The sequence below is a fragment of the Lacrimispora sp. genome (assembly GCF_046972725.1).
Taxonomy (GTDB): Bacteria; Bacillota; Clostridia; order Lachnospirales; family Lachnospiraceae; genus Lacrimispora.
The window spans coordinates 1,652,512-1,677,606 of record NZ_JBKVXF010000001.1 but is presented as its reverse complement, the minus strand read 5'-3'; the positions used below and the strand labels follow the sequence as shown (position 1 = coordinate 1,677,606).

Genomic DNA, 25,095 nt, shown 5'->3' with positions numbered 1-25,095 from the left:
ATGAAAGGCTTCAAGCGTAGGTAAACGGTTGAAGCCTTTTGTGCAGATATATTTGAGGAGGAAAACAAAATGAAGTTACATAGCCTGGGAGACCGGAAAATCACAGGATACACGACCTGGGGCTGTATGTGGGAAAAAGGCCGGTGTACAGAAGAAACCGGGTATACCGTAAAAAACAAAAAGGGCGAGACTGTGGATGCACAAAGCAGGATCACTGCCCTTTGGCCCGACGGTTCTGTAAAATGGACCGCTCATACGGCGGATGCTTCCTGTCTGGGAGAGGAGATAGAAGTTCTGCCCGGAAAGTCAGTTCCCCCAAAGGAACACATGCAGATCAAGGAGAATGATGGTTTTTGGCATATTTTGGCGGGAAACACCAGAGTAAGCATTGATTGCAGCGGTGACAGGCTGTTTGATGCGGTTTCTTTTTGCGGGAAAAAATATCTTTTAGATGCAACGCCCATCCTGCTTTTGGAAGAACCCTCCGTCTGGAATGGAAATCCGGTTAAGACCGAGAAGCGGTATGAAGCCAGAATTACAGAACGGACGGTTGAAGAAGCCGGAAGCCTGCAGACCACAATCAAGTATACCGGCTTTCATGAATCCGCAGATGGGGATCGAAAGTTCCCCTTTGTGATCCGCATGAAAATCGGTTTTGACAGTCCCCGGATTGATTTTATGCATACCTTTTTGTATGATGGGGAGGAAGACAGGGATTTTTTAAAGGGGCTGGGAATTCGTTTTCAGACGCCTCTTTCGGGAAACATCTACAACCGGCATGTCAAGTTCATGGGGGATTACGGCGTGTTTCACGAAAGTATGGCTCAGCTTCTGTCGTGGAGGCCTGCGGTGCCGGAAGGAATCTACGCCAGGCAGGTTCGCGGGGAAATGCTCAAGCTTTCTGGCAGTGAGGAAGAAACCGTGAATACCGTTTTAAAGGATATGCCCTTCTGGAGTGAATATGATCTGTGTCAGGATCAAGTCAATCACTACGCCGTCAAAAAAAAGATAAAGGATGAAAACTGCTGTTACCTCAATTGCCTTCATGGAAGAAGAACGGAAGGGGGAGCGGCATTTGGTTCGGAATACGGGTCTGTAATGGTATCTATCCGCGATTTCTGGGAGAAATATCCATCAGGCTATACCTTCCGGAATCTGGATGGGGATATGGCGGAGGCCGTGATCTGGCTGTGGTCTCCAAATGCGGAGCCGATGGATTTTCGCCATTATGCCAACCGTGGCTATAATCAGGTGTATTATGAAGGATATGACTATAAAGGGGCCACTCCTTATGGAATCGCCTGTACCAGTGAGTGTTCGGTGGCTGTTTCCGGAGAGATGATACCGGCGGACGGAGAGATTACTGACTTTGCAGAATCCGTAAAAAGACCGGTCCAATATGTGGGAATGCCGGAATATTACCATGAAAGAAAAGCCTTTGGTCACTGGTCTCTGCCTGAAAGGAAAACAGAGACAGAAGCGTGGCTGGAGGAACAGCTTGACCTTGCCGTGGATTTTTACCGGAATGAGGTGGAGCAGAGAAACTGGTACGGAATGTTCGATTACGGTGATTTCATGCATACCTATGACCGGGAACGCCATCAGTGGAGGTATGATATGGGCGGTTACGCCTGGGATAATACAGAACTGGTTCCGACGCTGTGGTTATGGTATCAATTCCTAAGGACCGGCAGAGAGGATGTCTTTGTTCTGGCAGAGAAGCTGTCAAGACATACCTCGGAGGTAGATGTGTATCACATGGGGAAATACAAAGGTCTGGGTTCGCGCCATAATGTCCGCCATTGGGGCTGTCCCTGCAAGGAGGCAAGAATTGCCATGGCCGCCCACCACCGTTTTTATTACTATATGACCGGAGACTTCCGTATGGGGGAGATTTTCGAAGAGTTAAAGGATAATGAACTGACATTTTTAAACAAGGACCCTTTGGGAGATTTCTATAACAAGGAAGATATGGTTTATGACAGCCATGCAAGAAGCGGTCCGGACTGGTCCTCCTTATGTGCCAACTGGATGACCCGGTGGGAGCGGTTCAACGATAACAGGTACAGAGATAAGATAGTGACCGGCATAGAGGACATTAAACAGGCTCCCTTAAAACTTGTTTCCGGTCCTGACTTTGAGTTTAATCCCCAGAATGTCCATCTGCGCTACATCGGTGAACGGGCAGCAGGCGGAACTCATCTCCAGATCTGTATGGGAGCTCCCCAGGTATGGATGGAACTGGCGGATTTGCTGGAGGATGAGGAGTGGAAACGCATGCTGGCAGATTACGGCAGGTTTTACTATCTGCCAAGGCAGCAGCAGCTGGAGGAATCCGGCGGAATCATCGGAACCAGGGAGTTTTCCCTTCCTTTTATGGCAGCCGCTATGGGCGCCTATGGAGCCTCATATTTAAAAGATGAAGAACTGGCAGAGCGGACCTGGTGCCATCTCCTTCATGCGGCCCTGTCTGAGGGGAACCATGAGGGCTTCAGGACTGTCTTAGTGCCTCAACAGGGAAATCAGAAGCTATTATCGGAGATCCCATGGATCAGTACCAATTTTACGGCTCAGTGGTGTTTGAATGTTATCTGTGTTTTGGATTTTATCCGGGAGCAGCTTCCCAAAGACTTAAAAGAAGCGGATGAGCTTGTGGCAGCCATGCCTGCAGGCAGTTTCCGCAAAGCATAGGGGCAGAAGGACGGAGGAGATTATGATAAAAATTATATCCATAGAAAGAGAAGGGGTCACCATTGCCTGGGAAATCAAAAATGGTGCAAAAGCGGCCAGAATCTATTGGTCTGACCGGGAAACGGATTTTAAGAATTACCGGCTGATGGCAGAAATACCGGCATATGAAAAGCAGCAGTTTTACTTAAAAAAGGCCACGTCCGTTCCCCATTATTTCCGTGTCTGTCCGGTATTTGAAAACGGGGAGTCCGGGGAGGGAGAGACCTTTGTGACTCCGGTGCATTTTTTCTTAGAGGAACAGCTGGAAACTCTTAACCGTGGATTGGTTGCAGTGGAAACCCCAAATGGAATATTTTTAAGCTGGCGCTTCTTTCTGACGGAGGTGACCGGATATGATGAACAATCAAAAGGGCTGACAGGAGCCGGTTTTATGGTGTACCGGGATGAAAAGCCGGTGGCTTATGTTACGGACAGCACCAACTACTTAGACCCGAAAGGAAGCCGCCAGTCAAAATACCAGGTAGCTGCCGTTTTAAACGGAGAGGAGGAGGCTGCCTGTGAACCTGTGACCGTATGGGAACAGGGCTGTTTGGATATACCTTTGAAAAAACCGGAACCAGGAGTCACTCCCGCTGGAGAAGCCTACACCTATTCGGCCAATGACATGTCTGTCGCTGATGTGGATGGAGACGGGGACTATGAATACCTTGTCAAATGGGACCCGTCAAACTCTCATGACGTTTCCATTAAAGGGTATACAGGACGCTGCTACATCGACTGCTACAAGCTTGACGGAAGGCTTTTATGGCGGCTGGATATGGGGCCGAATATCCGGGCAGGGGCCCATTATACCCAGTTTATGTGCTATGATTTTAACGGAGACGGGAAAGCGGAAATGGCCCTTAAGACAGCTCCTGGAACCTGTATGACACGGTTTGATACTGATGGGGAAGAAATGGAAACATTTTTTATCACCATGCCGGAAGCGGATTTGAAAAAAGGGTTCAGTCATAACGATTCCTATGTATCCAGTGCGTCGGATTTCCGGGAGCATCTGGTTGAAGTCTTTGGTAACTGGCAGAAGCATCCGGAGGTTAAGGCCGGGCATTGGCCGGGGACCTTAGAGGAGTGCTTTCAAATTCCTTCCATGGCGTCTTATCCGCTGAATCAGGAGGATGCCGGGCGTCTGGCAGATTATTTCCTGGATGAATATGCTCCTTCCAAAAGCGCCAGAAACAAACTTCGGGAATTTGAAGGCTTTATCTATCAGGGACCGGAGTATTTGACCATGTTTTCCGGAGACGGAAGAGAACTGGAAACCATTCCCTTCCCCTTTGACCGGGTGGATGACGGGCTGTTATGGGGAGATTATGCAGGAAAGCGGATAGAACCCTGTAACCGGGTGGACCGCTTCTTATCTGCGGTTGCCTATTTGGACGGCAGACGGCCCTATCTGATTATCTGCAGGGGATATTATACCAGGTCTGCCGTAGCTGCCTATCAATTCTTTGAAGACCGGTTGGAACAGGTATGGTCTGTGGACAGTGGATTTGTGCCCATGAACAACCCCTTCCATGATACGCTTGGGGCAGAAAATGGTACCGACCCGGTGTACGGAGCGCTGGCGGGCCAGGGAAACCATTCGGTTTCCATCTGTGATGTGGATGGAGACGGGTTTATGGAAATCATCTACGGAGGGGCATGCATTGACCATGACGGAAGCCTGCTTTACAGCTCCCGGGATAAGCTGCCGAACGGACAGGAGGCAAAGCTTGGGCATGGAGATGCCATGCATGTGGCAGACATTGACCCGGACCGTCCGGGGTATGAGATCTTCAATGTGTTTGAAGGGGCCGAATATGCGCCTTACGGCTATGCACTGCGGGATGCGGAAAGCGGAAGGGTTTTATTCGGAGAATATGCGGAAACGGATCTGGGACGGTGTATGGTCGGAGATGTGATTCCGGAGGCCAGAGGACTGCAGTGCTGGGTCAATGGTGTGGGGACCTATGACTGTCATGGGAATCTCTTAAAAAAGGAAACCCTGGGAACCAATATGTCCATCCGCTGGGCAGGCGATCTGACCACCCAGGTCACCGATGGAGAAGATTATTTAAGGCAGTCTCCCACTGGTGTGATCAATGACTTTACTCACGGGGTCATGCTTCTGCCGGATGATACAAAGACCAATAACGGGACAAAGGGCAACCCCTGTCTGGTGGCCGATATCTTCGGTGATTTCAGGGAGGAAATCCTGCTGCGAACCAAAGACAGCCGGGCCATACGGATCTATACCAATTCCCAGGTGACAGACCATAAGCTGTTCACTCTGATGCATGACACCCAGTACCGCTGCGGCATTGCCTGGCAGAATAACTGCTACAACCAGCCCTGTTATCCTAAATTTTATTATGCTTCGGATATGGAATTTGGCCGTGTCCTTCCTTATATGAAACGGAAGCCGGTGCTTTATCTGGCAGGAGATTCCATCAACCAGACTTATAAGGAAGAGGAACGTCCAATTACCGGCATAGGGGAAATGCTTCTTTCCTATATGGACCAGGGCAACCGGTATGCGGTCAGCAAACGGCCCGGATGTGGATTTTCAAATGAAAGGCGCTATGAAAGCAGACATCTGATCGTTGATAACTGCGCGATGGCAGGCAGGTCCTCAAGAAGTTTTATGGAAGAAGGCCGCCTGGAAGACATAACCAATCAGATGAAAGAAGGAGATTATCTTCTCATTCAGTTCGGCCACAACGATGCAGCAGCCAATAAGCCGGAGCGGTATGTGGCAGTTCCTGATTTCCCAGGCTATCTGGAAGCCTATGTAAAGGCCGCCAGGGAAAAAGGCGCATTGCCTGTTCTTTTATCCCCTGTCTGTCTATGCCCATGCTGGGAAAACCAGGAAGGGGAAAAAGGAGAGATCGCAAGGCAGCTTCCCGTGTACGGGGAGGCAATGAAACAATTTGCAGAGAAAAATAATATCATCTTTGTGGATATGTACGGCCTTACAAAAGAGTATTGTGAAAAAGCCGGTGAAACGGAAGCCAGAAAGCTGTACATAAAGGATCTGGTTCATCTGTCGGAAGAAGGCGCCAGTCAGTATGCTGGCATATTGGCAGATCATTTAAAATCAATTATAATGGAAAAAAACATGGAGGATTAGCAAATGGGGAAGCTGAATTTTGACAGAGCAATCATTGAGGATGCCATGGACCGCATTCTGGAACGGACAAAGCGGATGGATATGTCCTGGGACTGGCCCTGCGGCGTTGCATATTACGGCATTGCAGAAGCCTATGATATCACAAAAAAAGAAAGTTATCTGGAATTTTTAAAAGAACGTGTGGATGAACTGATCAGCCTGGGGCTTCCTGTGTGGACGGTGAATACTTGTGCCATGGGCCACTGTCTCATCACTCTTTATGAGGCTACCAAAGAAGAGTCTTATATGGACATCATAAATTCCAAAGTGGCTTACTTACGGGAAAAGGCTCTTCGTTTCGGAGATAACGTGCTCCAGCATACGGTATCTGCGGATAATGATTTTCCGGAGCAGTGCTGGGCGGATACGTTATTTATGGCTGCCTTCTTTCTTTTGAGAGTGGGAGTAAAGACAAAGGATGCAGCACTGATTGACGATGCCCTGAACCAGTATTACTGGCATATCCAGTATCTTCAGGATGAAAAAACAGGCTTGTGGTATCACGGCTACAATAACATCACCAAAGATCATATGTCCGGCTTTTACTGGGGCAGAGCCAACTGCTGGGCCGCATATACCATGAGCAAGGTGGGCCGTATTCTGCCGGAATGCTACCTATATCCCCAGTATCTGGAGATCGTAGGAAGTTTGAATGAGCAGCTTTCTGCTCTAAAGCTGTTGCAGACAGACAACGGCCTGTGGAGGACCATTCTTGATGATGAGGAATCCTATGAGGAAGTGTCTGCCTCTGCCGGCATTGCAGCAGCCATGACATTAAAGGCAAATCCTCTTCATAGAAAATACATAGAAAAGTCCATAGAAGGCGTTTTAGCCCATGTGGCACCGGATGGAAGAGTGACGGATGTGTCTGGTGGAACAGCCGTGATGAAGGACCGGGATGGTTACCGGAATATTTCAAAGAAGTGGATCCAGGGCTGGGGACAGGGAATGGCTTTGGCATTCTTTGCCGCAGTATTGGATTTTGAAAATATTGCAGGAGATGGAGCATTATAATGGAAAAGCTAAAAAATATTTATACATGTTTTCCAGGGGGAAAGCACAAAGTACTTACCATGAGCTACGATGACGGACGGGTGGAAGACAGACGGCTTGTGGATATCTTTCATGCAAACGGTATCAAAGCCACATTTCACGTCAATTCCGGTCTTACTGACAATGAAAACCGTCTGAAGCCGGAGGAATGGAAGGAGGTCTACAGGGGCCATGAGATTTCCTGCCATACGGTGCTCCACCCCACCATAGCAAGATGCCCCCTTCCTCAGGTAGCGTTACAGATTTTAGAGGACCGGAGAGCCTTAGAGCGGGTTGCAGGTTATCCGGTCCGGGGGATGTCCTATCCCAACGGCTCCTATACAAAGGAGATCGTAGATATGCTTCCGGGTCTTGGCATCGAATACTGCAGAGTAGTAGGAAGTACCGATGATTTTGCCATGCCGGAAAATTACCTGGAGTGGAAATCCACCTGCCATCACAATCACAATTTACTGGAGAATGGAAAACGTTTCATAGAACTTTTTAAGACCCAGTATCTCTATATGATGTATGTATGGGGACACAGCTTTGAATTCCCGAGAGATGACAACTGGGAGCTGATGGAAGAATTCTGCCGTATGGTGGGAGGAAGAGAAGATATCTGGTATGCCACCAACATTGAAATCGTGGATTACATGAAGGCCGCCGCCAATTTAAAATTTACCATTGACGGAACCACCGTTTATAATCCCTCCGCTTTAAACGTATGGGTCAGCATTGATGGAAAACAGGTGGAAGTTCCGGGCGGAACACAGATTACCATATAAAAGCCTGCTCCAGCAGGATATTTACTCCCATAAAGATCAGGATAAGACCTCCGAAGAACTCGGCCTTTGATTTGAATTTTGCCCCGAAAAGATTTCCCACTTTAACGCCCAAAGCAGAAAACATAAAAGAGGTGGTCCCGATAAGTGCGATTGCGGGTAAGATATGTATCATAAAAAAAGAGAAGGTGACACCCACAGCCAATGCATCGATACTGGTAGCCACGGCAAGCATCACCATCTGTTTCGGATGGAGGGAGCACCCTCCGCAGCTGTCAAGGTCTGAGGAAAAGGATTCTTTAATCATATTAAATCCAATGCTGCAAAGTAAAATGAAAGCGATCCAGTGGTCAAAGGCAATGATCGTGTCCTTGAACTGTGAGCCAAGGAGATACCCTAAAAAGGGCATTAAAGACTGGAAACCGCCAAAATAAAGACCGACCACGAGCGCGTGCTTCCAGCTCATTTTCGGCAGACTTAATCCTTTGCAGATAGCTACGGCAAAGGCATCCATGGAGACACCTGCTGCGATTAAGAATAGTTCGATAAAATTCATGTTAGGTCCTCCTTGGGGGTAGGTAGGCTTAATAAGTATATGCTTTTATTTAAAGTGGTAGAACAGGAGGGGATGAGGGGGAAAAGCGGCGACCTCGTTGGCGATGTAAAGGGAATTGAATTTTGAGTGTTAAAGTCCAGTGTAATATAGTTCTCTGTTAAATTGAAAGAGGAAACTGGCAATACACCAGATGAAAATGAGGGAAGGAGACAGGTCCCTGCATTCTTCCTTCATTTTCTCACAACCTCAACTCCTCCCCAAAAAGTCACCCTCCATGTTTTCCCTAAATCCCAAATTTATGAAAAATAAATCTTGCAGTATAAAAAAGATTGTGATATTATAAGTAAAATTCATTGCGGTAAATTGCTGAACTGTTATAAAAAGTGTAAAAACAGGAAACTATATACGGCAGGAATGATAAATGATATTGAAAAAGGCAGAGAAGGAGACTCTGGCCTATGGACCTCGACAGGAAGAGGGCGTCACCGACTGAGAGCGCCGTCATGTGGGACTTGGCTATGGGAACACTCCGGAGCCGGTAAGTCGAAGCGGCCATGGATCGTAACAGATTCCTGGTGTCATGAGTAGATTTATCCGTATACATGCGTTAAATGTTTGAGTGGAGATATTTGCTGATCCGTAAACTGATTTACGGATGGATTATTGCAGATGTTTCAATGCGGGTGGTACCGCGGGAGCTTATAGCCATATAGATCCCGTCCCGGAATATGTAACTGTATTCCGGGGCGGGATATTTTATTGTCAAAAACCTCTCCACCGGAATCAAAGCAATTACATTTAGGTAAGGAGAATAGAAATATGGAATTCATCAGAGGTGTGAAACAGAAAGAAACAATGGAAATCTCAGAAGTGGTTTCCGGAGAGAATGAAGGAAAAACAATCCGCATGGAAGGCAGTGTCCATACCATTCGTGATATGGGAGATGTGGCATTTGTGATTCTCCGGAAGGCAGAGGGACTGGTACAGTGTGTCTTTGAAGAGGGAAAAACAGAATTTGATTTAAGCCGGTTAAAAGAGGAATCCGCCGTTCGGGTCACCGGAGTGGTGTCTTTTGAGGAACGGGCACCTCAAGGTTTTGAACTTCGTTTGACAGCAATTGAAGTGTTGTCACAGCCATCGGAGGGACTTCCCATTGCTATCAGCAAATGGAAATTAAATACTTCCCTTGAGACAAAGCTGGCACTTCGTCCCATTACGCTGCGCAATCCTATGGAGCGCGCCAAGTTCCGCATTCAGGAAGGAATTGTAAGGGGATTTCGGGATTTTCTTCATCTTCAGAAATTTACGGAGATCCGTACACCGAAGATCGTAGCCCGCGGTGCCGAAGGCGGCTCAAACGTATTTAAACTGGATTATTTTAATAAAAAGGCAGAACTTGGGCAAAGTCCCCAGTTTTATAAGCAGACCATGGTAGGTGTTTATGACCGGGTATTTGAAGTGGCTCCGGTTTTCCGTGCGGAAAAGCATAATACCACAAGACACATCAACGAATATACCAGTATGGATTTTGAGATGGGATATATCGACAGCTTTGTGGAGATCATGGAAATGGAGACGGGTATGCTTCAGTACACCTTTGACCTGCTCTCAAAAGAGTATGCAAAGGAGCTTAAGATGCTTAAGATCGATCTTCCCGATGTATCGAACATTCCGACGGTCCGCTTTGATAAGGCCAAGGAACTGGTTTCAGAAAAATATAACAGAAAGATCAAAAACCCCTACGATCTTGAGCCGGAAGAGGAAGTATTGATCGGCAGGTATTTTAAAGAAGAGTGCGGAAGTGATTTTGTATTCGTGACTCATTATCCGTCAAAGAAACGCCCGTTTTATGCCATGGATGATCCGGCAGATGAGCGGTTTACCTTAAGCTTTGACCTTCTGTTCAAAGGGCTTGAGATAACCACCGGAGGTCAGAGAATCCACGATTATGAAACCATTGTAAAAAAGATGGAGGCCAGAGGAATGAATCCGGAAGATATTTCTAACTATCTGATGATATTCCGGTACGGTATGCCGCCTCATGGAGGTCTTGGGATCGGACTGGAACGTCTGACCATGAGGCTCCTTGATGAAGCCAATATCAGAGAGACCACTCTGTTCCCAAGAGATGTCACAAGACTGGAACCATAGAAGGAGGAAAAGAGTATGGCACACATCATAGACGATGAGACGATAGAATATGTAGGAATTCTGGCAAAGCTGGAACTCAGCCAGGAGGAAAAGGAATCAGCGAAAAAGGAAATGGGCCTTATGCTGGATTATATCGATAAATTAAATGAACTGGATACGGAAGGCATAGTCCCCATGTCCCATGTATTTCCCATCCACAATGTTTTCCGGGAAGACGTGGTGGAAAACGGCGATGACAGAGAAAACATCTTAAAGAATGCTCCTGAAAAGAAAGACGGAGCCTTTAAGGTGCCAAAGACAGTGGAATAGGGGGAGCACAGATGACAGAGAAAGAGATATTGTCCCTTACGGCCGTTGGCCTTGGGAAAAAAATCAAACAGAAAGAAGTAACTGCAGTGGAAGCTGCTAAGGCAGTCCTGGGCCAGATAAAGGCCATGGAGCCGCTGCTCAACAGTTTTGTACTGGTAGAGGAAGCGCGTGTTCTCCGTCAGGCAGAGGAAGTACAAAAGCGGATCGATGGGGGAGAACTGACAGGGCCTTTGGCCGGAGTTCCCGTAGCAATCAAAGATAATATCTGCATCAAGGATATGAGGACCACCTGCTGTTCTAAGATTCTTTCGGATTTTGTACCCACCTACACGGCTCAGGCAGTGGAAAACCTGATAAAGGCAGGGGCTGTGATTCTTGGAAAGACCAATATGGATGAATTCGCCATGGGAAGCACCACAGAGACCTCTGCGTTCGGAGTGACAAGAAATCCATGGAATCCAGAGCATGTTCCAGGCGGCTCTTCCGGAGGTTCCTGTACGGCAGTGGCAGCGGCAGAATGCTTCTATGCATTAGGCTCTGATACGGGCGGCTCCATCAGGCAGCCGGCCTCTTACTGCGGAGTCACAGGCTTAAAGCCGACTTACGGAACCATTTCCAGATATGGACTGGTTGCTTACGGTTCTTCCCTGGACCAGATCGGACCGATTGCAAAAGATGTGACAGACTGTGCCACCATTTTGGAGATTCTGGCTTCTTATGATAAAAAGGACAGTACCTCCGTGGAATGCCAGGATTACCGGTTTACAGAAGCACTGACCGGTGATGTGCAGGGGCTGAAAGTAGGGATTCCTGCCGATTATCTGACAGAGGGTCTGGATAAAGAGGTAAAGGAAGCCGTGTTAAATGCCGCAAAGGTTTTAGAGGAAAAAGGTGCCGTTGTGGAGACCTTTGACCTTGGAATGGTGGAATATGCCATACCTGCCTATTACGTTATTGCATCTGCAGAAGCAAGCTCCAACTTATCCCGCTTTGACGGCGTGAAATATGGCTATCGTGCAAAGGAATATGAAGGACTCCACGGAATGTATAAAAAAAGCCGTTCGGAAGGCTTTGGAGCGGAAGTCAAGCGCCGCATCATGCTAGGCTCCTTTGTTCTCAGCTCCGGGTATTACGATGCTTACTATTTGAAGGCATTGAGGACCAAGGCATTGATTAAGAAGGCATTTGATGAGGCCTTTGCAAAGTATGACGTGATCCTTGGGCCGGCAGCTCCTACCACAGCGCCAAAGCTTTCTGAAAGCCTCAGCGATCCGTTGAAGATGTATCTGGGAGACATTTACACCATTTCCGTAAACCTTGCCGGACTTCCCGGTCTTACGGTTCCATTTGGTACTGATAAAAAAGGTCTGCCTATTGGTGTTCAGTTTATCGGTGACTGCTTTAAGGAAAAGAATATTATCCGTGCAGGCTATGCACTGGAGCAGAACAAAAGCTATGAGATGCCGGAGATGGTTATGAAGGCCCTTGACGGAAGGGAGGAGAAGTAAATGAGCAAACAGTATGAGACAGTCATTGGTTTAGAGGTTCATGTGGAACTGGCGACCAAAACAAAAATCTTCTGTTCCTGTTCTACGGAATTTGGCGGAGCGCCCAATACCCATACCTGTCCGGTCTGCACCGGTATGCCAGGTTCTCTTCCTGTGCTCAATAAGCAGGTGGTGGAGTATGCCCTTGCAGTAGGTCTTGCGTCAAACTGCCAGATCAATCAGCGCTGCAAGTTTGACAGAAAAAACTATTTTTACCCGGATAACCCTCAGAACTATCAGATTTCCCAGCTTTATCTTCCCATCTGCCACGATGGATATGTGGAGATCGATACGGCCGCAGGAAAGAAGAAGATCGGAATCCATGAGATTCATATGGAAGAGGATGCTGGAAAACTGATTCATGATGAGTGGGAAGACTGTTCTTTGGTAGACTTTAACCGGAGCGGTGTGCCTCTGATTGAGATCGTTTCAGAACCGGATATGAGAAGTGCGGAAGAGGTCATCGCATATTTGGAGAAGCTGAGGCTCATCATTCAGTATCTGGGGGCTTCCGACTGTAAGCTTCAGGAAGGATCCATGAGAGCCGATGTAAACTTATCGGTCCGGGAAGCCGGAGCAGAAGAATTCGGGACAAGAACGGAAATGAAAAACTTAAATTCCTTTAAGGCCATTGCCCGTGCCATTGAAGGGGAGAGAAAGCGTCAGATCGAACTGATTGAAGAAGGCAGACTGGTCATACAGGAAACAAGAAGATGGGATGATAACAAGGAATACTCTTACGCCATGCGTTCAAAGGAAGATGCCAAGGATTACCGCTATTTTCCGGACCCGGACCTTCCTCCCATCCTGATCAGTGATGAGTGGATCAATGACATTAAATCCAGACAGCCGGAGCTTCGGACGGAGAAGATGGCAAGATATCAGGAGGTCTACAATCTTTCGGAATACGATGCGGATATCATTACCGGTTCCAAGCATATGGCAGACATATTTGAAGCGGTAACCGCCATATGCGGGAAGCCCAAAGAAGCCGCCAACTGGCTGATGGTGGAAGCCATGCGCCTGTTAAAAGAGCATGAGATGGAGCCGGAAAATATGTCTTTTTCCCCGGAAAACCTTGCAAAATTGATTCAGTTGGTGGATAATGGAACCATTAACCGAACCGTGGGCAAAGAAGTTTTCGAGAAAATATTTGCAGAGAATGTGGATCCGGAACAATATGTGGAAGAGAACGGATTGAAGGTTGTAAATGATGAAGGAAAGCTGCGCACAGCAATTCAGGAGATCGTTGCGGCAAATCCCCAGTCCGTTGAGGATTACCATAACGGAAAAGAGAAAGCCATGGGATTTTTGGTAGGCCAGACCATGAGGTCGATGAAGGGGAAGGCTGACCCTGCTGCGGTGAACCGGATTTTAAAGGAATTGCTGGGTTAATGGAGTCTATATGAGGAGGATAAGGGATCTATGAAACCGTATGTTGAGATGACAAAGGAAGAGTTACTGGAGTTAAAAAAAGAACTTTCCGCACAGTACAAGGAATTTCAGGGAAAGGATTTAAGACTTGACATGTCAAGGGGAAAGCCAAGCACAGAGCAGCTTGACATATCCATGGGTATGATGGATGTGTTAAGCAGTGATGATGATCTGACCTGTGAAGACGGCACGGACTGCCGCAATTACGGGGTCCTTGACGGGATCAGGGAAACAAAGGAGCTTCTTGCCGATATGATGGAGGTAGCACCTGATTCTATCATTATTTATGGGAATTCCAGTTTAAATGTCATGTACGACACGGTTTCACGCTCCATGACCCACGGGGTCATGGGAAGCACTCCCTGGTGTAAGCTGGATAAAGTAAAGTTTCTCTGCCCGGTTCCCGGATATGACAGACATTTTGCCATTACTGAGTATTTTGGGATCGAGATGATCAATATTCCCATGACCTGTGACGGACCGGATATGGATATGGTAGAAAAGCTGGTGGCAGGCGATGATTCCATTAAGGGAATCTGGTGTGTGCCAAAGTATTCCAATCCCCAGGGAATCTCCTATTCGGATGAGACCGTGCGGAGATTTGCCCGCTTAGAGCCTGCAGCCAGTGATTTCCGTATCTACTGGGATAATGCGTATTCCATCCATCATTTATATGAACATGACCAGGATCATTTGATTGAGATCCTTGCCGAATGCAAGAGAGCAGGCAACCCGGATCTTGTATATAAATTTGCATCGACTTCAAAAGTAAGCTTTCCCGGCTCCGGCATCGCAGCCATTGCGTCCAGCCAGAATAACCTGGTGGACATCAAAAAGCAGCTGAGGATCCAGACCATTGGACATGATAAGGTGAATCAGCTTCGCCATGTAAGGTTCTTTGGCGATATCCACGGAATGGTTGAGCATATGAAGAAACATGCGGAAATCCTCAGACCGAAATTTGAAGCAGTGCATAACTGCCTGGAACAGGAACTGGGAGGTCTGGGAATCGGTGAATGGACCAATCCGAAAGGCGGCTATTTTATTTCCTTTGATTCCTTAGAAGGCTGCGCCAAAGCGATTGTAACAAAGTGCAAGAAGGCGGGCCTTATCATGACAGGCGCAGGAGCCACTTATCCATATGGCAAGGATCCCTATGACCGGAACATCCGCATTGCTCCTTCCTATCCGATGTTAAGTGATCTGGTTTTGGCCATGGAGCTGTTTACATTGTGTGTGAAGATCGTGAGCATCGATAAGCTTCTGGCAGAAAAATAAAGGCTCTTTGTCAATAAATAAAAAGCCGGTGTAAGAACAGGTATGATAAACGGTTCTTACGCCGGCTTTTTTTCTGCTTTATTCAAACAGCACCAGATTAATAAATGCCTGAAATGCCTCTGTCTGAAACTTATCCTTATGAAACACCACATGGTTCATGCAGCTGATATCCAGATCCTTTACTTCGATCTCAACGATCTCTCCCTGTTTTATGGATTCATCGGCAAAGATTCTTGGAACGACTCCGATGCCGATATTTTCTTTTACTGCCTGTAAAATCACATCAGAACTGGTGCTGGACCAGAGCGGTTCTGCAGACAGGTTATGAAGTGCCAGAGCATAATCAAAGGTATCTCTTAACGTGCATCCGGTTTCCCTTAACAGCAGAGGCTCACGGATCAGATTGTCCAGGGGGACAGGCTGAGCTGTTCGCTTTGCAAATGGATGGCCGGGAGCGCAGATCACAGCCAGAGGATAGGAAGAAAAAGGAATCTTTTCCAGCTGATCATCTGCGATGACACCTTCGACCAGACCGATATCCAGTTCATTTTTTAAGAGTTTCCCTGTGATGTCCTGGGAGTTGGATACAGTGACTTTGGTTTGGATATCCGGATTGGAAACCGTAAAGCGGGACACTGCCTGGGGAAGTAAGTAGCTGGCAAGAGTCACACAGGAGCCGATTCGAAGGGGTGCCTGCATGTGAAGTGTGCCTGAGTAGTTTTCTAAGTCCTGGTATAATTCCAGAAGGGGAATGACTTTAGACAAATAAAATTTTCCATTCTCATTGATTACCACTTTCCGCGATACACGGTCAAATAAGGGAGAACCAACGGATTCTTCCAGTTCATTGATGGCGTGGGAGATAGCGGGCTGGGTCATGGACAGAGCCTTGGCCGCTCCGGTGATACTTCCCTGCTCACACACCGTTTTAAAGATAGTAAGATGTCTTAAGTTCATGATTGTGTTCCTTCCATTACCAACGTGTTATATGATAATACTCATTATATCATTTTGATAATGATATGAACAGAGATTTTGTAAAAAATGTCGAATTAAATCAAAGCCTTAACATCATTAAGTATTCGGAAGCATAGGTTCCGTCCCGGTATTTAAAGGCATGTTCTCTGGTTCCGTAAAGTTCAAAGCCAAACTTCCGGTAAAGAGCCACCGCGCGCTCATTTTCAGAAATCACTTCAAGCTCCAGCTGCTCAAAACCGATTTCATTGGCTCCGCTTATGACCGCGGCAAGCAGATGAGAACCCATCCCAAGCCCCCAGTATTCCCGGCAGATTGAGATTCCAAAGGAAGCACGGTGGGCGTAACGCTGGTGCAGGGCAATGGGATTGATTCCCGCACTTGCCACCAGTATTCCATGGACATAGGCACAGATCATTAAGTCCTTTCTGCTTTTTAAGCAGTTATGTAAGAATTGCTGCTCCTGGGGAATGGTGATATCGATCTCATCCGGGTATCTGGCTAAATAGTTGGTTTCCTCTGAGGTGACCCTCATGGTGTGCAGCAGGGCAGAGGCATCCTCCGGGCCAGGGCTTCTTAAAATACAGGGAACACCATTCTTCAATGTGACTACTTTTGGTTTGAGCTTCATGGCTTTACCTCCTGAATATGAAAAAGAAAGCGGCAATCATGCAGCTTTCTTTCTCTGTGGGTTCAATCAGAACCAGGCAGTATTACAGGCGCTTTGCAACGGCTTTGATAAACGCTTCGCTGTTTAAGACCGTTGGATTTGGAAGTGATGTAATGATTGCCAGGTCTTTTGTCATCTCGCCGGCTTCGATGGTATCAATGGTGGCCTTTTCCAGCTGATCTGCAAAGGCAGTCAGTTGGCTGTTGCCGTCAAGCTCGCCCCGCTTTCTTAAAGCGCCGGTCCAGGCGAAAATGGTTGCTACGGAGTTGGTGGATGTTTCCTGACCCTTTAAGTGGTTGTAATAGTGGCGCTGTACGGTTCCATGGGCTGCTTCATACTCAAAATCTCCATCAGGAGAAACCAGTACGGAAGTCATCATGGCAAGGGAACCGAAGGCAGAAGAGATCATGTCGCTCATAACATCGCCGTCGTAATTTTTGCAGGCCCATATGTACCCGCCCTCAGATTTCATGACACGTGCGACCGCATCGTCGATGAGCGTATAGAAATAGGTAATCCCTGCTTCTTCAAATTTATTCTTATAATCATTTTCAAAAATTTCCTGGAAAATATCCTTAAAGGTATGGTCGTATTTTTTGGAAATGGTATCCTTGGAAGAGAACCATAAATCCTGTCTGGTATCCAGCGCATATTTAAAACAGCTTTTTGCAAAGCTTTCGATGGAGTTGTTTAAGTTATGCATGCCCTGAACAATGCCCGGGCCTTGAAAGGTATGGACCGTTTCCCTTGTTTCGGACCCGTCCTTTGCCGTGTAAACAAGTTCTACCTTACCGGCACCGGGAATCTTCATCTCAGCACCTTTGTAAACATCGCCATAAGCATGTCTTGCAATGGTGATGGGCTTTTTCCAGCTCTTTACACATGGATCGATTCCTTTTACAACGATCGGCGCGCGGAATACGGTTCCGTCCAAGATGGCGCGGATGGTGCCGTTAGGGCTTTTCCACATCTCTTTTAAATCGTATTCTTTTACCCGGTCTGCATTAGGAGTGATGGTGGCACATTTGACAGCAACCTTGTATTTTTTTGTCGCATTGGCGGAGTCTACAGTCACCTGATCATTTGTCTGATCCCGGTTTTTAAGCCCCAGGTCATAATACTCTGTCTTTAAGTCAATGTATGGAAGCAGAAGATTGTCTTTAATCATCTGCCAGAGAATCCGGGTCATCTCATCGCCATCCATCTCGACAATGGGGGTTGTCATCTTAATCTTATCCATGTGTTTGTCCTCCTGATATATGTTCGTATTTTGCTATAGTATACGACAAAATTGAAATTCGCACAAGTCTGTCTATGCAAATTTATTCAGCCATTTCTGTATATTATACACGGTTTCCGGGTCCATGAAATGTTCCACCTTTTCCACCTGCTCCAGTTCGTCGGTATTGTGATTGATATAGCAGAAAAAACGGTGGAGGACATCATGGCGGAACAGGAGGTATTCCCCCAGCTCCGTGCCATCTTTTGTCAGGGAGACCGTTCCGTATTTTTCAAAGGCCACCAGCCCCTGCTTTTTTAGGTTTCCGGTCATTTTGGAAGCAGATGAGGGCTTTACATGGAGACATTCGGCCAGTTCTTTGATGCGGACAGGACGTCCCTCGTGGTGCAGCCTGCAGATCATTTCCAGATAATCTTCCATCGATGAGGTGATTTTTGTCTGCTCCAAAAGGGAATAGCCTTTGAGCGTATAGAAATTATCCGTTTGATTCATGCCTGTGTCTCCTTTTATGTAGTGATAGTTCCATACTATTCAGGTGAGGACGGTTCTATGAATGAGGAGAGTGGAAAAGCTGTTTCATTTTGGTGGAACAAGATTTTAATAAGCTGCATATGTTAGGATATGGAAACATTGTGGAGGTAATCAGGATGAAGGAAAAGATTCGTTTATCTGATTTAAAAAGGGGCCAGAAAGCGGTTATTTCAAAGCTGGCAGCCTATGATGATATGAGAAGACGGCTCCAGGATATTGGTCTGATCGAAGGCACAGTTGTGGAATGCCTGGGAAAGAGTCCTCTGGGCGATCCGACGGCTTATTTAATAAGAGGAGCTGTGATCGCTCTTAGAAGCGAGGACGCTGGCCGTGTTCTGTTACAGAACCGGCTGGAGGAAACAGCGAAACATCATGGAACAGAAGTGGCAGCAGCGGAGGTCAGCCAGGAGGAGGAAGTATGGGATTAAGCAGAGATTCCGTTGGAATCAATTCTGTGGACCTGGGACTGGAGATTAAAAAGCATAAGGAGACAGATAAAGTCATTGCATTGGCCGGAAATCCCAATGTGGGAAAGAGCACGGTGTTCAATCAGCTCACTGGTATGAACCAGCACACGGGAAACTGGCCGGGAAAAACCGTAGCCAACGCGCAGGGCTACTGCAGTGACGGCAGTCAGGGATATGTAATGGTGGATATCCCCGGCTGCTATTCCCTTATGGCACATTCCACCGAGGAAGAGGTTGCCAGAGATTTTATCTGTTTTGAAAATCCGGATGCGGTGGTGGTGGTCTGTGACGCCACCTGTCTGGAGAGGAATTTAAACCTGGTCCTGCAGGTCCTTGAGGCATCGCCTCATGCCGTTGTGTGTGTCAACCTGATGGATGAAGCAAAAAAGAAACAGATCGGCATTCGCCTCGATCTTTTAGAGCAGCGTCTCGGCGTGCCGGTGGCTGGAACAGCGGCAAGAAGCAAAAAGGGCCTGGATCAGATCTATACGGGCTTAAAACGCTGTCTGGAAGAAAAAGAAGAAGGGATCAAACGTCCCGTTCTCATCCGTTATCCGGAATATATTGAAGAAGCGATTACAAAGCTGACTCCGGTTGTAGAAGCGATATCGGATCGCAGGGTGAACACCCGCTGGCTCTGTGCCAGACTTTTGGATTCTAATGAAAATCTTATGAGTGCTGTAAAGAAATATTTAAAGCCGGTTGCGGAATCGAAAGAAGTGGCGGCCTGCCTGGAAGAAATCCGGAGCGAGTGGAAGGCAGGAGGCATTCATCAGGAAAAAGTAAGTGATGATATGGCGTCCGTGTTTATTAAAAAAGCGGAATATTTATGCAGAGGTGTGGTCATTTATGAAAACCAGACCTATAACCGGAAGGACCGGAAGCTGGATTGGCTCTTTACCAGCAAATCAACGGGCTTTCCAATAATGTTTCTGGTTCTTCTTGGCATCTTCTGGCTCACCATAACAGGAGCCAACTATCCTTCCCAGTTTTTGAGCAAGGTATTATTTGGCGTGGAAGACTGGCTGGCCCGGACGGCGGACTGGGCAGGGGTACCTGCAATGATATCCAATCTTTTGATCCATGGCGTTTACCGTGTCCTTGCCTGGGTCGTGTCAGTCATGCTTCCGCCGATGGCCATATTTTTCCCTTTATTTACCCTTCTGGAGGATTTTGGATATCTACCCAGAGTGGCTTTTAATTTGGACCGCTGCTTTAAGCGGTGTTCCGCTTGCGGAAAGCAGGCGCTGACCATGTGTCAAAGGAAATTTATGCTTTTTTTCGGGCGTAAAACAGCCATTATTCTCTTGACACATTTTCCTCAAAATGGTATAGTTACAACAACAAACTGTAACTAAAAATAGTACAGAAATTATGGGATTCAGCCGTGTTTTTTGCCGCAATAGTAAATAAGGAGGTACTGTGAGTGGGTTTTTCCATTGATGTGAGTGTTCCTGTTTTGACCGTGTTTCTGCAGGGAATCGTAAGCTTTTTCTCCCCGTGCATTCTTCCTCTGATTCCTCTTTATATAGGGTATTTGTCTGGAGGGACAGGGAGCATAGGAGAGGATGGCCGTGTTTCTTATGACCGCGGAAAGGTCATGCTTCACACCATTTGTTTTGTAATAGGAATCAGTTTTACTTTCTTTTTGCTGGGGATTGGAGCTTCTGCTTTGGGAAACTTTTTTAAATCCAATCAGTTATTATTTGCCAGAGTGGGAGGTATTTTAATTTTTCTGTTTGGTCTCTATCAGCTGGGGATGTTTGGAACCTCTTCTGTTTTGGAAAGAGACCGGAGGCTTCCCTTATCCTTTGATAAACTTGCCATGTCTCCGTTTTCCGCACTGTTGATGGGATTTACCTTCAGCTTTGCCTGGACTCCCTGTGTAGGACCGGCTCTTGCCAGCGTACTCATTATGGCCGCTTCTGCAAAGGCACTTGGCTTTGCCCTGATCGGCGTATATACCCTGGGGTTTGTTCTTCCATTTCTGGCAGTGGGATTCTTTACGACGACTGTTCTGGAATTCTTTAAAACCCATCGGAATATAGCAAAAAACATGGTAAAGATCGGTGGAGTCCTGATGATGCTTATGGGAATTTTCATGTTTACCGGAAGAATGAATGCAGTGACCGGATACCTTTCCTCTATTTCATCTCCTTTTGGTCTTGGAGGGCAGGAGACAAAGGAAACTGCTGCAAAGGAGACTCTTCCGGAAACAGAACCGGCACAGACGGAAGCTGTAGAAGAAACTACGGAAGAAGTAAAAAAACCTCTTCCGGCTGTTGATTTCACATTACAAGATCAGTTTGGAAATACTCACTCACTGTCTGATTATAAAGGCAAGACCATATTTCTTAATTTCTGGGCTACCTGGTGTCCGCCCTGCCGTGCGGAGATGCCGGATATTCAGAAACTTTATGAAACTCAGGATACAAAAGGCGACAACGCGGTAATCATACTTGGAGTCGCAGCACCAAATTATGGAACAGAAAAAGACGAACAGGGAATTAAAGATTTCCTTAAAGATAATGGATATACGTATCCGGTACTTATGGATACAAGTGCAGAATTATTTGAAGCTTACGGTATTTATTCCTTCCCGACCACCTATATGATTGACAGGGAGGGCAATGTGTTTGGTTATGTGAGCGGGCAGTTATCCATGGATATGATGCACAGCATTATTGAACAGACACTGAAAGGAGAGCGGGATTAATACGATGGATAAGTACAGGGCAAAAAGACTTCGGTCCAGAAGAAGAAACAGAAAAATCGTTTATGGTATATTGGCTTTATCCGTCCTGTCATCTGCCTGGTTACTATACTCCAATGTTTTCTCGGCCAGTTCGGTGAATACAGAAGGTCAAAAGAAGGAAAGCGGACAGGAAACCAGTGAGCAGAGCGCGGATTTATCGAAAAAGCTCAAATCCGCCAAAGTCGGGACTACCAATTTAACGGGTCTTACCATACAGGAGGCGGAGGATACCATAGACGAACGTTATCAGTGGGAGCTGATGGTAAACAATGGCTCAGACAGCGTATTGCTTGATAATCTCTTGGACAGCCAGATCAAGGCAATCAAAAAAAAGCTGGAAGAGACGTCTCCGGATGAAAATCAGGAGTACGGGATTGATTATGAAGTGATGCGGGAATCCTTTACCCGACAGGCGGCAGAACTGGCCGGTAAGTGGAACGAAAGCCCGGTAGGTGCAGAACTGGAATCCTTTGATAAGGAAACGGGGACTTACCACTATTCACAGGGAAAGAACGGCCGCATCCTGGATCAGGAAAAGCTGGTGGAACAACTGATGAATACGGTAAAGGCAGAGAATTTTCAGGCGGAAATAAAGGCAGAATTTGCCGAGACACCACCTGACAGAACCCAGGCGCAGGCAAAGGAACTGTATAAGGTAATAGGAACCTTTACCACCACCACAACAGATAATAAGAACAGAAACAAGAATATCAGTCTGGCGGTCAATTCCATCAATGGCATGGTTTTAAAACCGGGCGAAGAATTTTCCTTTAATAATGCCACAGGAAACCGGACAAAGGAAAAAGGATACCAGCCCGCAGGTGCATACCGTAACGGCATACTGATTGAAGAGCCAGGCGGTGGTGTGTGCCAGGTATCCACCACACTGTATCATGCCATCATAGAAAGCGGTTTTAAGACTACGGAGCGTAACTCCCATAGTTTTGCACCTTCTTATGTGGAAAAGGGACAAGATGCCATGGTCAGCTTTGACGGATATGCAGGGCCTGATTTAAAGTTTAAAAATACCAGCAGCAGTGCCATTGTTATCCGTGCTTCTCTGGAAGGAAGAACCCTTAAGATTTCCATCGTAGGCATTCCGGTTCTGAAAGACGGTGAAAAAGTAACCATTCGTTCCCAAAAGGTAAAGGACCTGCCTCCGGTGCCACCGACTTATGAAGAGAATCCTTCTCTTCCTTTCGGAACAGAAAAAATTATTGACCATGGAAGCGTAGGAAGTGTTTATAAAAGTTACCGTGTTCTGAAAAAAGGTGATTCAGTTATTAAAGAGGAACCGCTTCACAACAGCACGTACAAAGGTAAACCAGCGGTGATTCAGAGAAATACCACTCATCAGCCTGTTGAAACAGAGCCTGAGACTACGGCAGAAACGCAGCCGGAGACAACGGTTCCGGAGACAACCGTTCCTGCGATTCATGGGCCGGGTGCGGACTTACCGGCTGACGGGCCACAAGACCAGCCTCAGGGGTAAGGGTGGAGGAACTGCTATTTCATAGAAATGTGATAGAAAATTGTATAAATAGATTTTGTGGGTTTGAGAAGATGCGTTTTGAAAAAGCTTTTAAAGCTTAGTCAAGACGCATTTTTGTTACAATATTCTGGCAGGACTCTCCTACGCTATTTCCTTTTTCCATAAGCCTAATGAACGTATATCGTACAAGCCGGACGGAATAAGATTTTTCCAGGAGGTGTTCGGATGGATACGATCAATCAGGCGACCGATGAGAAAAGGCTTACTGATGTAACGGTGGAACGGATCTACGTTGGAGAGAAGACGGCAAAGGAACTTGTGTTAGAGCTTCTTAAAAGACGCAGGGAAGCCGGAGGAGTCTTCTTACGATGACCGTATATCATGCAGGTCTGTATATGAGGCTTTCAAAGGATGATGGAGCCGGTGAGAGCGCCAGCATCAGCACCCAGAGAAAAATGCTCCGTTCTTATGCAAAGGAACATGGGTTTGAAATTTACCGGGAATATGTGGATGACGGATTCAGCGGTACCAGCTTTCAGCGTCCTGCCTGGGAAGCGCTTATTAGTGACATTGAAGCCAGACGGGTGAATCTTGTGATTACCAAAGATTTATCCCGCCTTGGAAGGGATTATATTATAACCGGACAATTTACGGAAATCTATTTTCCTGCGAAAAAGGTCCGCTACATTGCCATCAACGATGGATATGATTCGGATCGTCCATTAAACGATATTGCGCCGTTTAAAAATATTGTCAATGAAATGTATGCAAGAGATACGTCAAAAAAGATCCGCAGCGCCTTTCAGACAAAGATCCGAGAAGGCTCGTTTATCGGTAATTTCGCCCCCTATGGCTATGAAAAGGACCCTTTCAATAAAAATCATCTGGTAATTGATCCTGTAACAGCTCCTGTGGTCCGGGAAATCTTTGAAAGGGCGGAAAAAGGAGAATCTCCTTCCTGTATTGCAGATGCCTTAAATGAGAGAGAAGTACTGACTCCCTCCATGTACCGCTGTGTGAGACATCCGTATCTGCAGCCACCAGATACTTCCGGACGAAAGATGTGGACGTCCGGTACCATTTGTAAAATGCTTGGTAATGCTGTTTACTTAGGTCATGTTGTACAGGGAAAGACTTCAAAGCTCTCTTTTAAAAGCAACATTACCCTTTCTCACCCAAAAGAGGAATGGGTGGTGGTCAAGCATATGCATGAACCTTTGGTTTCCCAGGAAGTTTTCGACCGGATAAATAAAAGAAGCGTCTCCCGGAAAGGGTTCCGGAAAACAGATTTTATCAATGTTTTTTCAGGAATTGCTGTATGCGGGGACTGCGGAAGAAACATGTCTGTCACAGGAAAAAATGGTAAGTCACAGTCCTGCCGCCTGGTATGCGGAGGGTATAAGCAGTATGGAACGCAGAAATGTACCAGTCACTCTATGGATTATGCCCTTTTATATCAGACAGTATTAAAGGAAATCAAGGCATTGCTTAATCTTACGGTCCAGGAACAAGAGGAAATTCAAAAGGCATGCAGCCTGCCTGCCTGCTTGAAGAATGGGAAGGAGGCAGAGCGTTCAGCCGCACCATTAAGAAAGCGCAGCAGAGAAATTTCACGTATCATCGGACAGCTTTATGAGGATAAAGTGAACAAGCGGATCAGTGAGGAACTCTTTTATGAAATGCTGGCTTCTCTGGAAAAAGAGCAGAAGGAGATTGCCGCAGGATTACTGTCTGAAAAAATTAAAAACACGGAAAAGGAAGACCAGGAACAGGCGGGAGCTTGTCAATGGGCGGCTTTGTTCAAAGAGATAACTGATGAAGAAAAACTGACCAGGGATTTGATTTACAAGTTTATTGAAAAGATTGAAATATGTCAAAGCACCGAGGAGGTCCATGAGGGCAAAAGGCGCCGATGTCAGAAAATACGGATCTATTTTAAGACCAGAGGACTTCCTTAAAAATGTGCGGCATAAA

20 protein-coding genes are annotated in these 25,095 nt (G+C 46.7%); 15 read left to right on the top strand and 5 right to left on the bottom strand.

Features of this window, described 5'->3' with window-relative positions; all coding sequences use genetic code 11:
- The first annotated feature begins 69 nt into the window (after positions 1 to 69).
- From ACLTWA_RS07975 to ACLTWA_RS07960, 4 genes are read left to right on the top strand one after another with little or no spacing between them, the layout of a single operon-like run.
- Complete coding sequence (locus ACLTWA_RS07975) at positions 70 to 2,691, top strand: hypothetical protein (RefSeq protein ID WP_412327091.1); 2,622 nt, start codon at positions 70 to 72, stop codon at positions 2,689 to 2,691.
- Between the two features lie 22 nt (positions 2,692 to 2,713).
- Positions 2,714 to 5,860, top strand: coding sequence for an SGNH/GDSL hydrolase family protein (locus tag ACLTWA_RS07970; RefSeq protein ID WP_412327090.1), 3,147 nt, complete (start codon positions 2,714 to 2,716; stop codon positions 5,858 to 5,860).
- Positions 5,861 to 5,863: 3 nt separating this feature from the next.
- Complete coding sequence (locus ACLTWA_RS07965; protein WP_412327089.1) at positions 5,864 to 6,913, top strand: glycoside hydrolase family 105 protein; 1,050 nt, start codon at positions 5,864 to 5,866, stop codon at positions 6,911 to 6,913.
- Positions 6,913 to 7,719 carry a polysaccharide deacetylase family protein gene (locus ACLTWA_RS07960; protein ID WP_412327087.1) on the top strand — a complete coding sequence of 269 codons (807 nt, stop codon included), beginning with the start codon at positions 6,913 to 6,915 and terminating at the stop codon, positions 7,717 to 7,719. Before ACLTWA_RS07965 ends, ACLTWA_RS07960 begins: the two co-directional genes overlap by 1 nt.
- Here the strand turns inward: ACLTWA_RS07960 and ACLTWA_RS07955 are convergent.
- A complete protein-coding gene (locus ACLTWA_RS07955; protein ID WP_412327086.1) occupies positions 7,709 to 8,272 on the bottom strand; it encodes a manganese efflux pump MntP family protein in 564 nt (187 codons plus the stop codon). The two genes, ACLTWA_RS07960 and ACLTWA_RS07955, sit on opposite strands and share 11 nt — an antisense overlap.
- 819 nt (positions 8,273 to 9,091) lie before the next feature.
- On the opposite strand from ACLTWA_RS07955, the gene aspS reads away from it, so the two are divergent.
- Genes aspS through ACLTWA_RS07930 form a run of 5 tightly spaced genes read left to right on the top strand, consistent with a single transcriptional unit; the run spans position 9,092 to position 14,991 of the window.
- Entirely contained in the window at positions 9,092 to 10,423 is a 1,332-nt protein-coding gene (gene aspS / locus ACLTWA_RS07950; protein WP_412327084.1) for an aspartate--tRNA(Asn) ligase, read from the top strand.
- 15 nt (positions 10,424 to 10,438) lie between these two features.
- Entirely contained in the window at positions 10,439 to 10,732 is a 294-nt protein-coding gene (gene gatC, locus ACLTWA_RS07945) for an Asp-tRNA(Asn)/Glu-tRNA(Gln) amidotransferase subunit GatC (RefSeq protein ID WP_412327083.1), read from the top strand.
- 11 nt (positions 10,733 to 10,743) lie between these two features.
- On the top strand, positions 10,744 to 12,240 hold the full coding sequence (gene gatA / locus ACLTWA_RS07940; protein WP_412327082.1) for an Asp-tRNA(Asn)/Glu-tRNA(Gln) amidotransferase subunit GatA: 1,497 nt from the start codon (positions 10,744 to 10,746) through the stop codon (positions 12,238 to 12,240).
- Positions 12,241 to 13,674 (top strand): Asp-tRNA(Asn)/Glu-tRNA(Gln) amidotransferase subunit GatB, encoded by a 1,434-nt coding sequence (gatB, locus tag ACLTWA_RS07935; RefSeq protein WP_412327081.1) that lies wholly within the window; start codon positions 12,241 to 12,243, stop codon positions 13,672 to 13,674.
- 30 nt (positions 13,675 to 13,704) lie between these two features.
- Complete coding sequence (locus tag ACLTWA_RS07930) at positions 13,705 to 14,991, top strand: aminotransferase (RefSeq protein ID WP_412327080.1); 1,287 nt, start codon at positions 13,705 to 13,707, stop codon at positions 14,989 to 14,991.
- A gap of 78 nt (positions 14,992 to 15,069) precedes the next feature.
- On the opposite strand, the gene ACLTWA_RS07925 is transcribed toward ACLTWA_RS07930, so the two are convergent.
- From ACLTWA_RS07925 to ACLTWA_RS07910, 4 genes are all read right to left on the bottom strand, one after another.
- On the bottom strand, positions 15,070 to 15,948 hold the full coding sequence (locus ACLTWA_RS07925) for a LysR family transcriptional regulator (RefSeq protein WP_412327079.1): 879 nt from the start codon (positions 15,946 to 15,948) through the stop codon (positions 15,070 to 15,072).
- A 100-nt stretch (positions 15,949 to 16,048) separates the two neighbouring features.
- Positions 16,049 to 16,597 carry a GNAT family N-acetyltransferase gene (locus ACLTWA_RS07920; protein ID WP_412327078.1) on the bottom strand — a complete coding sequence of 183 codons (549 nt, stop codon included), beginning with the start codon at positions 16,595 to 16,597 and terminating at the stop codon, positions 16,049 to 16,051.
- Between the two features lie 82 nt (positions 16,598 to 16,679).
- Entirely contained in the window at positions 16,680 to 17,876 is a 1,197-nt protein-coding gene (locus ACLTWA_RS07915) for an NADP-dependent isocitrate dehydrogenase (RefSeq protein ID WP_412327077.1), read from the bottom strand.
- Between the two features lie 72 nt (positions 17,877 to 17,948).
- The gene (locus ACLTWA_RS07910) at positions 17,949 to 18,368 is read right to left on the bottom strand and encodes a metal-dependent transcriptional regulator (RefSeq protein ID WP_412327076.1); all 420 of its coding nucleotides are present in this window, start codon (positions 18,366 to 18,368) and stop codon (positions 17,949 to 17,951) included.
- A gap of 155 nt (positions 18,369 to 18,523) precedes the next feature.
- On the opposite strand from ACLTWA_RS07910, the gene ACLTWA_RS07905 reads away from it, so the two are divergent.
- The 6 genes from ACLTWA_RS07905 (at position 18,524) to ACLTWA_RS07880 (ending at position 25,079) form a co-directional block, all read left to right on the top strand.
- Positions 18,524 to 18,835, top strand: coding sequence for a FeoA family protein (locus ACLTWA_RS07905; protein ID WP_412327075.1), 312 nt, complete (start codon positions 18,524 to 18,526; stop codon positions 18,833 to 18,835).
- Positions 18,826 to 20,232, top strand: a complete 1,407-nt coding sequence (locus ACLTWA_RS07900; protein ID WP_412327074.1) for a FeoB small GTPase domain-containing protein — start codon at positions 18,826 to 18,828, stop codon at positions 20,230 to 20,232. Before ACLTWA_RS07905 ends, ACLTWA_RS07900 begins: the two co-directional genes overlap by 10 nt.
- A 68-nt stretch (positions 20,233 to 20,300) precedes the next feature.
- On the top strand, positions 20,301 to 21,590 hold the full coding sequence (locus ACLTWA_RS07895; protein WP_412327073.1) for a cytochrome c biogenesis protein CcdA: 1,290 nt from the start codon (positions 20,301 to 20,303) through the stop codon (positions 21,588 to 21,590).
- A gap of 4 nt (positions 21,591 to 21,594) precedes the next feature.
- Complete coding sequence (locus tag ACLTWA_RS07890; protein ID WP_412327072.1) at positions 21,595 to 23,121, top strand: VanW family protein; 1,527 nt, start codon at positions 21,595 to 21,597, stop codon at positions 23,119 to 23,121.
- Positions 23,122 to 23,346: 225 nt separating this feature from the next.
- Positions 23,347 to 23,493, top strand: coding sequence for a hypothetical protein (locus ACLTWA_RS07885; RefSeq protein WP_412327071.1), 147 nt, complete (start codon positions 23,347 to 23,349; stop codon positions 23,491 to 23,493).
- Entirely contained in the window at positions 23,490 to 25,079 is a 1,590-nt protein-coding gene (locus tag ACLTWA_RS07880; protein ID WP_412327070.1) for a recombinase family protein, read from the top strand. Before ACLTWA_RS07885 ends, ACLTWA_RS07880 begins: the two co-directional genes overlap by 4 nt.
- The last annotated feature ends 16 nt before the right edge of the window (positions 25,080 to 25,095 follow it).

Coding starts and splice junctions, on each gene's coding strand:
- ACLTWA_RS07910 (WP_412327076.1), bottom strand. CDS start 18,368: ATGAATCAAACGGATAATTTCTATACGCTCAAAGGCTATTCCCTTTTG.
- ACLTWA_RS07915 (WP_412327077.1), bottom strand. CDS start 17,876: ATGGATAAGATTAAGATGACAACCCCCATTGTCGAGATGGATGGCGAT.
- ACLTWA_RS07900 (WP_412327074.1), top strand. CDS start 18,826: ATGGGATTAAGCAGAGATTCCGTTGGAATCAATTCTGTGGACCTGGGA.
- ACLTWA_RS07880 (WP_412327070.1), top strand. CDS start 23,490: ATGACCGTATATCATGCAGGTCTGTATATGAGGCTTTCAAAGGATGAT.
- ACLTWA_RS07970 (WP_412327090.1), top strand. CDS start 2,714: ATGATAAAAATTATATCCATAGAAAGAGAAGGGGTCACCATTGCCTGG.
- ACLTWA_RS07885 (WP_412327071.1), top strand. CDS start 23,347: ATGGATACGATCAATCAGGCGACCGATGAGAAAAGGCTTACTGATGTA.
- ACLTWA_RS07890 (WP_412327072.1), top strand. CDS start 21,595: ATGGATAAGTACAGGGCAAAAAGACTTCGGTCCAGAAGAAGAAACAGA.
- ACLTWA_RS07930 (WP_412327080.1), top strand. CDS start 13,705: ATGAAACCGTATGTTGAGATGACAAAGGAAGAGTTACTGGAGTTAAAA.
- ACLTWA_RS07925 (WP_412327079.1), bottom strand. CDS start 15,948: ATGAACTTAAGACATCTTACTATCTTTAAAACGGTGTGTGAGCAGGGA.
- ACLTWA_RS07975 (WP_412327091.1), top strand. CDS start 70: ATGAAGTTACATAGCCTGGGAGACCGGAAAATCACAGGATACACGACC.
- ACLTWA_RS07960 (WP_412327087.1), top strand. CDS start 6,913: ATGGAAAAGCTAAAAAATATTTATACATGTTTTCCAGGGGGAAAGCAC.
- ACLTWA_RS07965 (WP_412327089.1), top strand. CDS start 5,864: ATGGGGAAGCTGAATTTTGACAGAGCAATCATTGAGGATGCCATGGAC.
- gatC (WP_412327083.1), top strand. CDS start 10,439: ATGGCACACATCATAGACGATGAGACGATAGAATATGTAGGAATTCTG.
- gatA (WP_412327082.1), top strand. CDS start 10,744: ATGACAGAGAAAGAGATATTGTCCCTTACGGCCGTTGGCCTTGGGAAA.
- gatB (WP_412327081.1), top strand. CDS start 12,241: ATGAGCAAACAGTATGAGACAGTCATTGGTTTAGAGGTTCATGTGGAA.
- ACLTWA_RS07905 (WP_412327075.1), top strand. CDS start 18,524: ATGAAGGAAAAGATTCGTTTATCTGATTTAAAAAGGGGCCAGAAAGCG.
- aspS (WP_412327084.1), top strand. CDS start 9,092: ATGGAATTCATCAGAGGTGTGAAACAGAAAGAAACAATGGAAATCTCA.
- ACLTWA_RS07955 (WP_412327086.1), bottom strand. CDS start 8,272: ATGAATTTTATCGAACTATTCTTAATCGCAGCAGGTGTCTCCATGGAT.
- ACLTWA_RS07920 (WP_412327078.1), bottom strand. CDS start 16,597: ATGAAGCTCAAACCAAAAGTAGTCACATTGAAGAATGGTGTTCCCTGT.